Below are 11930 nucleotides of genomic sequence, written 5' to 3'. Positions count from 1 at the left end.
CCAGGCTGAACCCTCCAGAGACATCCCCCTTTTGACGGATCAGTGGCTGAGGTTGACGTCGATCGCCTGATAGAAGGCGTTGGCGGTGTCGGCTATGTCCCACACGGCAAGGATCACGTGCGAACCGCTGCGATCTGCCGGTATGTTGCACTGGTGGGTGACCTGCGCGGCAGGGATGGCGCCGCCGTCGTTGAACTGGCAGAACGGCGTCAGGTCAAAGGAAGCGCGGGTCAGCGGTTGAGAAGCGTCCCAGTTCGGCTTGGTGATGAAATAGCGCCAGCTGGTGGTGCTGTGACGCGCGGTCAGCTTCCAGGTAAAGGAGTTCGGGCCGGTTTTCAGGTTGAGCTTGTTCCAGCGCGTCGGCGTTTGCTGATCCAGTTCGAAGAAGGTGGACTTGTTGGCGCTGGCGATATGGCCGTCAACCGGGCCGGCCTGCGGGAATCCTTTCAGGCCTTCGACGCTCTGCGGTTCGTACTGCACACTGCCGCACTGAGTGTTGAGCTGCAGTTTGCACTGGTAGGCGCGGCTGGCCGGCGACTCGACATAACCGTGAGCATTCGCCTGTTGCGAAACGCCGAACATGGCCGCGCTCAGCAGGCCCAGAGAGAGCAGGGTACGGGAAGTTTTGTTCATAAGTCACTCCTGACTGAAATTATGTTGTAAGTTGAGCGTATTTCACCGACAAAATGAGAGACTAATAACGCAATTAGAAATAACCCTTCTTGTCGGCTTGTTTTATTTTTATCATTCTGGTCGTGCGATAGAGCGGAATGTTTTAACGGCTATTAACGAAAATTATTATGATGACGATCTTTGATCGTTAGGCTGAATTTATTTAACTGTCGCTGTGTAAAAGTAGGGCGCTATGATGAATTTTATATCAGGTCGTGATGAATAGTATTTAAGATAGCGCTCTCATTTATGAAGTATATTGCTTGTTGCTATGAGTACCCTTGTTCGATTTGATCGATTTTTGTGCGCCACCACCTTGGGAATTTAGTGTCATTTTTCTTATTTTATTTTAAAGAGGAATTTGTATGACTAGATTATCCCTGGACGCGATTAAAATAATCAGCACCATCAAGAGCACCGGTTCTTTCTCTATGGCGGCGGAGGCGCTGCATAAAACGCCTTCGGCGATCTCTTATCGGGTTTCCAATATTGAAAGCAAACTCTGCGTGAAACTTTTTCATCGCAATGGCCCCATGATTACCCTGACGGATGAAGGGGAATTTCTCCTGCAGGAAGGCAGCTGGATATTAAATGCGGTGCAGGATCTGGAAAGCCGGGTGCGCAACATCCCCAAGCTGGACAATAATATCCGCCTGGCGGTAGACACCTTCTTCCCGTTGGAAACCCTGACGCAGGATATCCGCGACTATATTCAGCATTGCCCGAACGCCAGTATCTCGGTGCAGCGAGAAGCGTTGAACGGCACCTGGGATGCGCTGAAGAACAACCGGGCGGATCTGATCATCGCCATTGGCCAAATTCCCGACAGCGTGCAGGCCAAAACCCTGATGCTCGGCAAGCTCAACTTTGTGCTGTGCGTGTCGCCTTCGCACCCGTTCGCGGCGCAGAGAAAGCCGGTGTGCAAGAAACAGCGGTTGAACGACATCGTGGTGGTGATCGCCGACAGCAGCCATGAGCTGCCCAAGCGTAATCACGGCACGCTGCCCTTGCAGCGTCAGTTGGTGGTATGCGACGTGGAAAGCAACCTGGCGCTGCTCAAACGCGGCATCGGCCACGCTTTTCTGCCGCCTGCTTTGATCGAAAAGGAATTGGCCAGCGGCGAACTGGTGACGGTGCCGGTAGAGATGCAAAAGGGCGACGAAATGATTTGGCTGGCGTGGCACCCGGCCAGCAAGGGCGCCGGGTTTAACTGGTGGCATGAGCGGCTGACGCGCAAAAGCGATGTCTACAGCCTGATGGGCCGCGAAGTGGTGCGGGATGGCGGTTATCCTTGGTGCCACAACTGAAGGAATAGAGACGAAGGGACGCGAAAATCAAACGGTTAACTCAATGAAAACCCCGCAGCATTCGGCTACGGGGTTTTTTTACGGCTTACGCCACGCGGCCCACCTTCAGCCAGGCGCCGTCAGAACCGGGCGCCGAGGTGATGTAACCCCATTTGGTCTGCCAGACGTAACCCTGGTAGGACACCAGCGCGCCCTGCGCGTAAGTGGTGCCCGGCACATAAGCCGGCGCGGTCATGATCGGCAGGTTGCCGGGGCCGACGCCGGTGTAGCGCAGCCCGGTGCCCATATCCAGCTGGCTGTCGTCGTAGTCCGCGGCGTTGAAATAGCGATCCAGCGAGGCCAGCAGATCGCCGTTGCGGTTGTCTTGCCCCAGATGCCAGAACATCACGCCGCCCAACTGCTGCTGCTTGATGTATTTCGCTTTGTATTTGAAGCTCTCGGCATCGTCATAGGTGACGAACAGCCCTTTCTGCGCATGATACAGGTAAGGCGTTTTGGTCTTGTCGTTCCACAGCCGCTGATAGCCGTAGTTGCCCAGCAGCATCTGCTCCAGTTGGCGATAGGAGGCGATGCGCGGATCCTTGTCGCGCACGCACTCTTCGCAGCCCACCAGCCAGTAATCGGTGTTCGGGTACGGATCTTCGCCCGGCGTGCTGTGGCTGCTGTATTGCCCGCCGTTGCCGCCGCTGACGCCCTTGAAGGCGCGGCCGTAGAAGGGCACGCCCATCACGATTTTGGCGCTCGGCACGCCTTCCATCATCAGGTGTTGCTGCACCGCGGCGTCGACCGTCAGGCTGAACGGGCTGGGGAAGGCGCGGGTCAGCTCTTCCCAGCTCCAGCCCAGGTTGGCTTCGCGCAGCGCATTGTAGAAGGTCGGCCCGGCCGCATCGCCGAACAGCGCCGCCTGGTGGTTGGTTACCTTCTCCCAGGGGCCGGCCAGATCGTAGGTCATGAGGTTGATGTAATCGAGCGGCGCGACGATCTGCGCCAGCTTGCTGTAATAGCGCGACAGGAAGAAGGCGCCGCCGGCGCCGGCGATGGTCAACTGGTACGGCAACGCCTGGCGGCCGTCGGCGACGGTTTGCTGGTTCAGCAGGGTGCGGATCTCCTGCAGCGCGGCGATGAAACCGTCCACTTCCGAGGCTTGCGGGTACTCCCAGTCGATGTCCACGCCGTCGAAGCCGTAATCCTTCATGATGCGCACGCAGGATTGGGCGAACTTGGCGCGCGACGCCGGGGTTTTCACCGCGTTGACGTAGTTGGCGTGCGACACCCCCAGATCGTTGGAGTAGTACCAGCCGCCGATGGAGAACATGATGCGCAGGCTGGGGTTGTGCGCTTTGAGCGCGGTCAGGCGGTTGACCACATCGCGCGCCTTGGCGTCGTTGGTGGCCGGATCCCAGGCGCATTCCAGATTGTCGTTGATATCCAGGAACGAGAAGTTAATGTGCGTCAGCTGTTTGGCTTTGGCCGGCGTGATGTTGGAAACCGGGAACGGCACGACAGACGTATCGGTCTCGGTGTAATTATTGATTTGGTTGGTCGGAATAAAATAATACCCAATAACGGCTTTACGTGTGGACATGGCATTTCTCCAGAGTGGATGTTTTTGGATGGGAAAATATTTCCCGTTGCCATTAATGTTTATTTTTCTCGGAAATAACAGTCGAAACAAATCACGATAAGAATGAATTTTTTATTCACTGCCGCCTGCCTTGGCGTTTATGTGTTGTGCCAGCATTCAGCATGAATGAATTCGACCATAGGGCCTGTATTTATTCATTTGCTTTGTAATAGCATCCTTAACTAGATTCTGAGTATCCGATGTCCCACCGGCCGTGATTGGCATTTAATTAAAAATAAAAAAGGAGATGAGCTATGTCCAGCATAGAGCCTGACGCTGTTGGCTTAATAGTCCAGCGAGTATGTGAATATCTTCAGCCGGTATTGAACGCCATTCTGGCCGGCGTGATGGCGCTATTACACGGTGCCTATCGCAACGTGGGTATTCGGCGACGTTTATTGAATGCGGCGATGTGCGCGTTATTGGCCTGGACGGTGCGCGATGCGCTGGCGTTGATGGGCCTGGAATTAAACTGGGCGAATTTGGCCAGCGTATTGATTGGCTTTATGGGGGCGGATTACATCAACGCCTTAATTAAAAAATTCATCGGCAAAAAAACGGGGTTTAAAAATGTTAAATGACATCGAAGAGATTCGCTTTACCGCCCGCAGCGAAGAGAACCTGCGCGGCGTGCATCCGGATCTGGTGCGCGTTATTCGTCTGGCGCTGCGCTATTCCCTGGTGCCGTTTTCCGTCAGCGAGGGGCTGCGCAGCATGGCGCGCCAGCGGGAAATGGTGCGCGCCGGCAACAGCCAAACGCTGCGCAGCCGCCATCTGACCGGACACGCGGTGGACGTGGTGGCGATGCCGGCGGGCGTGGTCTCCTGGGAGTGGGATTACTACGCGCAAATTGCGGTGGCGGTGCGGCGCGCGGCGCGTGAATGCGGCATCAACGTCGAATGGGGCGGCGAATGGAAGACCCTCAAGGACGGCCCGCACTTCCAGCTGCCGTTTCGGGACTATCCGGCATGAGCGGTTGGCTGCAAAAACTGATGCAGGGCGGGTTGCTGCTGCTGTTGCTGGCGGCTATCTGCCTCGGCGGCTACAGCTCGCTGTTGTCGCACCAGTTGGCGTCTGCGCGGCAACAGGCGGCGGAACTGCAAAAAAGCCTGGCGCAGCAGGCGGGGCTGATCGCCACCCTGCAGACCCAGGATGCGCAAAATCGTGCGCTGATGGCGGCGCAGCAGCGGCAGGAACAGCAGCTGCGCCAACAACACGAGGCTTATCAGAGGAAATACCGTGAAGCGATTAAAAACGATCCCTGCGCCGCTCAGCCTCTGCCTGGCGCTGTGCTTGAGCTCCTGCGCCCGGCCGCCGGCGCCGCAGGCCGTGCCGCTGTTGCCCCCTGAGTCGGTATTTGCTCCCTGTGAGCAGCCGCAGTTGCAGGGGGAGACCTGGGGCGATGCGGTAAGCTATGCACTGGCGTTACAAACCTCGTTACACATTTGCGCCGGCCAGGTGGAGACGCTCAACGCCTGGCGCGCCACGCTGCCGCCGCGCTGACGGCGGCGCTTGTCTGACTTGTCCCGCAGGCCTTCTTTTTTTACTTTTAAAACGGTCTTTCGACCAAGGTTATGGCGCGCTTCAAAGTTTGTGATGTTTCTCTCACTATACTTCAAGGCTGTGCCCTGTCATTGTACCTGGGCGCCATGGCCCACGGCAGGGCGCAGCCTCAAAGCCTTACCTCAACATAAAAGCAAAAAACAAAGGAATCCATAATGGACGAACAGCTCAAACAGAGTGCCCTTGATTTCCATCAGTTTCCTGTCCCAGGGAAGATCCAGGTTTCCCCAACCAAACCGTTGGCGACCCAGCGCGATCTGGCGCTGGCCTATTCGCCGGGCGTCGCCGCGCCTTGCCTCGAGATCGCCGAAGATCCGCTGGCGGCCTACAAATACACCGCGCGCGGCAACCTGGTGGCGGTGATTTCCAACGGCACGGCGGTACTGGGTCTGGGCAATATCGGCGCGTTGGCCGGTAAGCCGGTGATGGAAGGCAAGGGCGTTTTGTTCAAGAAGTTTTCCGGTATCGATGTATTTGATATCGAAGTGGATGAGCATAACCCTGACAAATTAATCGACATTATCGCCGCGCTGGAACCGACCTTCGGCGGCATCAACCTGGAAGACATCAAGGCGCCGGAGTGTTTCTACATCGAACAGAAACTGCGTGAGCGCATGAAGATCCCGGTGTTCCACGACGACCAGCACGGCACGGCGATCATTACCACTGCCGCGGTGCTCAACGGCCTGCGCGTGGTGAAGAAGAACATCTCCGATGTGCGGCTGGTGGTGTCCGGCGCCGGCGCGGCGTCCATCGCCTGCCTGAACTTGCTGGTGGCGCTGGGGCTGCGTCAACAGAACATCACCGTCTGCGATTCCAAGGGCGTCATCTATAAAGGCCGCGACGCCAATATGGAACAGACCAAAGCCGCCTACGCCATCGAGGATAACGGCCAGCGCACGCTGGGCGACGCCATCCCGAACGCCGACATCTTCCTCGGCTGCTCCGGCCCGGGTGTGCTGACGCAGGATATGGTGAAAACCATGGCGCGCGATCCGCTGATCATGGCGCTGGCCAACCCGGAACCGGAAATTCTGCCGCCGCTGGCCAAAGCGGTGCGCCCGGACGCCATCATCTGCACCGGCCGTTCCGACTACCCGAACCAGGTGAACAACGTCCTGTGCTTCCCGTTCATTTTCCGCGGCGCGCTGGACGTGGGCGCCACCACCATCAACGAAGAGATGAAGCTGGCCTGCGTGCATGCCATCGCCGATCTGGCGCTGGCGGAACAGAGCGACGTGGTGGCCTCCGCGTATGACGATCAGGATCTCTCCTTCGGGCCGGAATACATCATTCCGAAACCGTTCGATCCGCGTCTGATCGTCAAGATCGCACCGGCGGTGGCCAAGGCGGCGATGGACTCCGGCGTGGCGACGCGTCCGATCGAAGACTTCGACGCCTACGTGGAGAAGCTGGCGGAGTTCGTCTACAAAACCAATCTGTTCATGAAACCGATCTTCTCGCAGGCGCGCAAAGAGGTGAAGCGGGTGGTGCTGGCGGAAGGTGAGGAAGAGCGCGTGCTGCACGCCACGCAAGAGCTGGTGTCGCAGGGGCTGGCTTTCCCGATCCTTGTCGGCCGTCCGAGCGTGATCGAGATGCGCCTGAAAAAACTGGGCCTGCAACTGACGCCGGGCAAAGATTTCGAAGTGGTGAACAACGAGTCGGATCCGCGCTTCAACGAATACTGGGGAGAGTACTACCAGATCATGAAACGTCGTGGCGTTTCGCAAGAGCAGGCGCGCCGCGCGGTGATTGGCAACCCGACGCTGATCGCCGCCATCATGCTGCACCGCGGCGAAGCGGACGCGATGATCTGCGGCACCATCGGCAGCTACCACGAGCATTACGACGTGGTGAAGAACGTGTTCGGCTTCCGTGAAGGCGCGCACGTTGCCGGCGCGATGAACGCGCTGCTGCTGCCGAGCGGCAACACCTTCATCGCCGACACCTACGTCAACGACGATCCGACGCCGGAACAGCTGGCGGAGATCACCCTGATGGCGGCGGAAACCGTGCGCCGTTTCGGCATCGAGCCGAAGGTGGCGCTGCTGTCTCACTCCAGCTTCGGCTCGTCTGATTGCCCGGCGGCGCGCAAGATGCGTAAAACGCTGGAGCTGGTGAACGAGCTGGCGCCGGAGCTGGAGATCGACGGCGAAATGCACGGCGACGCCGCGCTGGTGGAAAGCATCCGTCACGATTTGATGCCGGACAGCCCGCTGAAAGGCTCGGCCAACCTGCTGATCATGCCGAACATGGAAGCGGCGCGCATCAGCTACAACCTGCTGCGCGTCTCCTGCTCGGAAGGGGTGACCGTCGGGCCGGTGCTGATGGGGGTGGCCAAACCGGTGCACATCCTGACGCCGATCGCCTCGGTGCGCCGCATCGTCAACATGGTGGCGCTGGCGGTGGTGGAAGCCCAGACCGAACCGCTGTAAGCCCGGGTTAATGACTGGCCCCCTGTGCCGTTGGCGCCGGGGGCTTTTTTATGCCTTGCAGCGCGCGACGATGGCGCGAATATCCTGCGGCGTAGTGCGGCAACAGCCGCCGATCAATTGTGCGCCGAGCGCGCGCCACGCCGTCGCCTGATCGGCCAGGCTGCCGTGCTCGCCGCCGCAGGCGCGCCAGGTTTTGCTCACCGCATCGTAGTGCTCGCCGGAGTTGGGGTAGACCAGCAGCGGTTTGTCGGCCAGCGCGCTCAGCTGACGCAGCGCCGGGGCGACCTTGTCCAGCGCGATGCAGTTGATGCCGATGGCCAGCACCTGCGGGTTACCGCGCAGCGCGGACAGGACCTCCGTCAGCGGCGTGCCGTCGCTGAGGTGTTGGCTGTCGCGCAGGGTGAAGGCGAACCAGGCGCCGAGCGTCGGGAACTCCTGCAGCAGCGTCAGCAGCGCCTGCAGTTCAGCAAACGACGGCAGCGTTTCGCAGGCCAGCAGATCGACGCCGGCGGCGGCCAGGGCTGCGAGGCGCGGGCGGTGGAAGGCAATGAAGTCATCCTGCGCCAGCCGGTAGTCGCCGCGGTATTCCGAGCCGTCGGCCAGATAGGCGCCGTACGGGCCCACCGAACCGGCGATCAACAGCGGCGCCGCCTGCGGGTGCGCGGTCAGATAATCGCGGCGTGCGCGCTGCGCCAGCTGCACGCTTTTGGCGATCAGCGCCAGCGACTGAGCCTGATCCAGGCCGCGGCGCAAGAAGCCCTGCGGCGTGGCCTGATAGCTGGCGGTGATAGCGCACTGGGCGCCGGCGTTGAAATAATCGAGGTGTACCTGATAGATAAGCTCGGGATTTTCAATCAGCACCTTGGCCGACCACAGCGGATCGGTCAGATCGCAGCCGCGCGCTTCCAGTTCGGTAGCCAGCGCACCGTCCAGGATCAGCGTGGGGTGTTCGGCCAGCAGGCGGGCGACGGGGTTATTAACCGACATGTTGTTCTCCCAAAGCGGTTTTTTGCCCGGCGCGCCGGGTCAGGAAATAGGTGAGGTAGCACAAGGCGACGAACGGCAGGCCGCAGTAGAGCGCAATGCGCTGCTCCGGATCGAACGCCAGCCCGATGCAGGCCAGCAGGCACAGCGCAAAGCCGAGGATCGGCGTCAATGGATAGCCGGGCGCACGGTATTTCAGGCCGCTTATCGGCTGGCCGCTGTGCAGATAGGCGCGGCGGAAAGCATAGTGGGCGGCGCAGATGCTCAGCCACACCGCCACTACCGCAAAACCGGAGATTGCCGACAGGGCGACAAACACCGTGTCCGGCGCGATCACGCTGGTCAGCAGCGCCAGCACGCCGCCGAGCATGCTGAAGGTCAGGGCGTTGATCGGAATGCCGCGCGCATTAACGCGCGCAAAGTAGGCCGGCAGGGTGCGCTGGTGGGCCAGCGACCACAGCATGCGCCCCGAAGCGTACAGGCCGGAGTTGGCCGCCGACAGGATGGCGGTCAGGATCACGAAGTTGAAAATATCGGCGGCGTAAGGCACACCGATGCGTTCAAACACCAGCACGAACGGGCTTTTGACGATCCCCGCCTGATCCATCGGGATCAACGCCGCCAGCACGAAGACCGTGCCGATAAAGAACAGCATCAGGCGGATCACCGTGGTGCGGATCGCCAGCGGCACGACTTTTTCCGGGTTCTCGGTTTCACCAGCGGCGATGCCGATCAGCTCCGTGCCGGAGAAGGCGAAGTTCACCGCCACCATGGTCATCAGGATCGGCAGCGTGCCGTGCGGCAGCCAGCCGGAAGCGGTCAGGTTATGCAGGAAAGGCGCCGGCGTGCCGTCTTTCATCGGCAGCAGGCCGAACATGGCGGCGCCGCCCAGAATGATAAACGCCAGAATGGTCACCACTTTGATCAGCGAAAACCAGAATTCGCTTTCGGCGAAAAAACGGGTGGTCACGACGTTGAGCAGGAAAATGGCCGCGCAGAAGATCAGGCACCACAGCCACACCGGCGACTGCGGGAACCAGTACTGCATGCAGAATCCGGCCGCGGTCAGGCTGGAGCCCAGCGCCACCGTCCAGGTGAGCCAATACAGCCAGGCGACGGCATAGCCGGTGGCCGGCCCCAGATAGCGCGAAGCATAGACGTGAAAGGCGCCGGTTTCCGGCATCGCCACCGACAGCTCGCCCAGGCACAGCATCACCAGATACACCACCAGCGCGCCGATCAGGTAGGCCAGCAGCGTGCCGAGCGCCCCGGTGGTGGAGATGATGTAGCCGGTATTGAAAAACAGCCCGGTGCCGATCACGCCGCCCAGCGACAGCATCACCAGATGCCGGGCCTTCATGCTGCGTTTGAACTGCCCTGCGGCGGGCGCCGATGAGTGCATAATAATCTATCCGTATAGACGTCTAAATATCTGAATGGCTATTGGTTATACCCGCAATGCCGTTTCAACGCAATGCGTCACCGGCGATCGCCGCGTAAAAAAATCGTCAGGCCAGATCTATATGCAAATGATAATTATTATCTATAATGTCGCCATTTTCGCTAATGGGGCAACATGATGAGATATCTGATTTTATTGGCGGCGTTGGCGCTCGGCGCCTGCAGCCAAACGCCGGTGAAGACGCCGGCCAGCGACGTCGCGAGCCTGGGGAATATCACCGATCTGCACAGCGGCGCGACCCTGACGCCCGAGCAGCTGTTGACGCGGTTGGCGCAGCAGCCGCGGGTGATCGTCGGGGAAAAGCATGACAATCCTTACCACCATCAGATTGAGCAATGGCTGGTGCAGCAGCTGCCGCAATTGCGGCCGCAGGGTAGCGTGCTGATGGAGATGATCAACCCGAACCAGCAGGCGCAGGTCGACAAGGTGAAGCAGTGGCTGCAGAGCGATCCCACGGTGCGTGATGGCCGCGTGGCGGAGCTGATCGCCTGGCAGCCGGGCTGGAAATGGGCGCTGTATGGCGGGGTGACGATGGCGGCGATGCGCGCGCCTTACCCGCTGTGGTCGGCCAACCTGGATCGCAGCGAGATCGCGGCGTTCTATCAGCAGCCGCAGTTCCCGGCGGGGCAGCTCTCGTCGCAGCCGGCGGTGCGCAAGGCGCTGGAAGAGACTATCCGCACTTCGCACGGCGGCCAGATTGAGGCCGCGCAGCTGCATGCGATGCTGGCGATCCAGCAGCAGCGCGATAGGCGCATGGCGGAGCGCCTGCTGGCGGCGCCGACGCCCGCGCTATTGATCGCCGGCGGTTATCACGCCGCCAAATCGGTGGGCGTGCCGCTGCACGTGCGGGATCTGCAACCGGCGGCGGCGCCGACGGTGCTGATGCTGGCGGAGCCGGGCGTACAGGTTGACGCGCACACGGCGGACTACCTGTGGATTACACCATCAGTGAAATGAATACGTTAAGGCAGTGAAAAGGGGTGTTAATTATAGTTGCAAATGATTATCATTAGTAAATGTGATCTGCAATCATTCGCAATTAAGTAAGCTAATGCCCCTATGTTAAGTCAGTCTTATCCCCCTCCGGCCTTTGCGCTGCCGCAGCCGCGCTGGGCGCGCGGCTTGCTGCTCGCCCTGGCGGCGCACGCGGCGTTAGCGTTGCTGTTTTACTGGCCGCAGACGGCGCTCGAGCCGGTCGAGCTGCCGCCGCCGGCGGTGATGATGAGCTGGGCGGCGCAGATTGAAGCGCCGGAAAGTAAGCCGCTGCCGCTGGGCGTGCAGCAGGCTGAATCTGCCGCGGCGCAGCCGGCGGAGCAGCAGCAACAGCCAGATCTGCCCAAGCTGGCGCGTGCCGATAAAGCAAAAATCGTGACGGCGCAGAAGAAGCGCGCCGAACACCGTCCCCCGCAAAAAGCGCAGCCGAAACCGCAGGAGCAGGCCAAAGAGACGCGCAACGCCGCCGCGTCCAGCGCTGCTGCGCCGCAGGCGCAGACGCTCTCCCACCAAACCGCCGCACCGATCAACAGCGACGCCAACAGCAACGCGCAGGCCAAACTGTCGTGGGAGAGCCTGGTGAAGGGCAAACTGAATCGCATCAAGGATTACCCTTTGGATGCCCGCAGCCGCCGGCGCAGCGGCATGCCGCAGGTCAGTTTCAGCGTTGACGCGCAGGGACGGGTCTCGAATGTCATGCTGCAGGTGCGTTCCGGCACCGCGTCGCTGGATCGGGAAGCGGTGGCGGTGGTGTCGCGCGCCCAGCCGTTGCCGCCGCCGCCGCCGGAGATGCTGCAGCAGGGAGCCGTCAGGGTAAGGATGCCGATCGATTTCAATCTGGCGGAGCTGAATGCCCGCCGTTAATGCTCGCAGGCGCCGCATCGCCGTCG

General features: G+C 60.3%; 12 protein-coding genes. 8 read left to right on the top strand and 4 right to left on the bottom strand.

All coding sequences use genetic code 11. The features are described 5' to 3' along the window. Positions 1 to 39 precede the first annotated feature (39 nt). Positions 40 to 633, bottom strand: a complete 594-nt coding sequence (gene cbp21, locus HWW83_RS10810) for a chitin-binding protein/chitosanase CBP21 (RefSeq protein ID WP_033643984.1) — start codon at positions 631 to 633, stop codon at positions 40 to 42. A 404-nt stretch (positions 634 to 1037) separates the two neighbouring features. Here cbp21 and HWW83_RS10805 point away from each other — a divergent pair, with 404 nt between their 5' ends. Further along, complete coding sequence (locus tag HWW83_RS10805) at positions 1038 to 1979, top strand: LysR family transcriptional regulator (RefSeq protein ID WP_025303805.1); 942 nt, start codon at positions 1038 to 1040, stop codon at positions 1977 to 1979. An 85-nt stretch (positions 1980 to 2064) separates the two neighbouring features. Here the strand turns inward: HWW83_RS10805 and chiB are convergent, their stop codons facing one another. Continuing rightward, complete coding sequence (chiB, locus tag HWW83_RS10800; RefSeq protein WP_033643983.1) at positions 2065 to 3564, bottom strand: chitinase ChiB; 1500 nt, start codon at positions 3562 to 3564, stop codon at positions 2065 to 2067. Between the two features lie 293 nt (positions 3565 to 3857). Here chiB and HWW83_RS10795 point away from each other — a divergent pair, with 293 nt between their 5' ends. The 5 genes from HWW83_RS10795 (at position 3858) to maeB (ending at position 7601) form a co-directional block, all read left to right on the top strand. Next, positions 3858 to 4184: a phage holin, lambda family gene (locus tag HWW83_RS10795; RefSeq protein ID WP_033643982.1), complete on the top strand. Its 327-nt coding sequence runs from the start codon at positions 3858 to 3860 to the stop codon at positions 4182 to 4184. Between the two features lie 10 nt (positions 4185 to 4194). Then, positions 4195 to 4575, top strand: coding sequence for an L-Ala D-Glu endopeptidase ChiX (gene chiX / locus HWW83_RS10790; protein WP_459076040.1), 381 nt, complete (start codon positions 4195 to 4197; stop codon positions 4573 to 4575). After that, positions 4572 to 4952, top strand: coding sequence for a DUF2570 family protein (locus HWW83_RS10785; protein ID WP_170852935.1), 381 nt, complete (start codon positions 4572 to 4574; stop codon positions 4950 to 4952). Before chiX ends, HWW83_RS10785 begins: the two co-directional genes overlap by 4 nt. Next, on the top strand, positions 4933 to 5106 hold the full coding sequence (gene lysC, locus HWW83_RS10780) for an Rz1-like lysis system protein LysC (RefSeq protein WP_004936544.1): 174 nt from the start codon (positions 4933 to 4935) through the stop codon (positions 5104 to 5106). The genes HWW83_RS10785 and lysC overlap by 20 nt, the downstream gene beginning before the upstream one ends. Before the next feature lie 215 nt (positions 5107 to 5321). Next, positions 5322 to 7601 (top strand): NADP-dependent oxaloacetate-decarboxylating malate dehydrogenase, encoded by a 2280-nt coding sequence (gene maeB / locus HWW83_RS10775; protein ID WP_016926766.1) that lies wholly within the window; start codon positions 5322 to 5324, stop codon positions 7599 to 7601. 48 nt (positions 7602 to 7649) lie between these two features. Here the strand turns inward: maeB and mmuM are convergent, their stop codons facing one another. Both mmuM and mmuP read right to left on the bottom strand, forming a co-directional pair. Beyond that, the gene (gene mmuM / locus HWW83_RS10770) at positions 7650 to 8588 is read right to left on the bottom strand and encodes a homocysteine S-methyltransferase (RefSeq protein ID WP_176589286.1); all 939 of its coding nucleotides are present in this window, start codon (positions 8586 to 8588) and stop codon (positions 7650 to 7652) included. Continuing rightward, positions 8578 to 9987, bottom strand: a complete 1410-nt coding sequence (gene mmuP / locus HWW83_RS10765) for an S-methylmethionine permease (protein WP_176589285.1) — start codon at positions 9985 to 9987, stop codon at positions 8578 to 8580. Before mmuP ends, mmuM begins: the two co-directional genes overlap by 11 nt. Before the next feature lie 177 nt (positions 9988 to 10164). On the opposite strand from mmuP, the gene HWW83_RS10760 reads away from it, so the two are divergent. Together HWW83_RS10760 and HWW83_RS10755 are read left to right on the top strand one after the other, a co-directional pair. Then, complete coding sequence (locus HWW83_RS10760) at positions 10165 to 11004, top strand: ChaN family lipoprotein (protein ID WP_176589324.1); 840 nt, start codon at positions 10165 to 10167, stop codon at positions 11002 to 11004. Between the two features lie 102 nt (positions 11005 to 11106). Beyond that, entirely contained in the window at positions 11107 to 11904 is a 798-nt protein-coding gene (locus tag HWW83_RS10755; RefSeq protein WP_176589284.1) for an energy transducer TonB family protein, read from the top strand. The last annotated feature ends 26 nt before the right edge of the window (positions 11905 to 11930 follow it).

Source organism: Serratia ureilytica, from assembly GCF_013375155.1.
GTDB classification, from domain to species: Bacteria; Pseudomonadota; Gammaproteobacteria; order Enterobacterales; family Enterobacteriaceae; genus Serratia; species Serratia ureilytica.
Note: the sequence above shows the minus strand (reverse complement) of the source record. Positions and strands in the feature narration are given on the sequence as shown.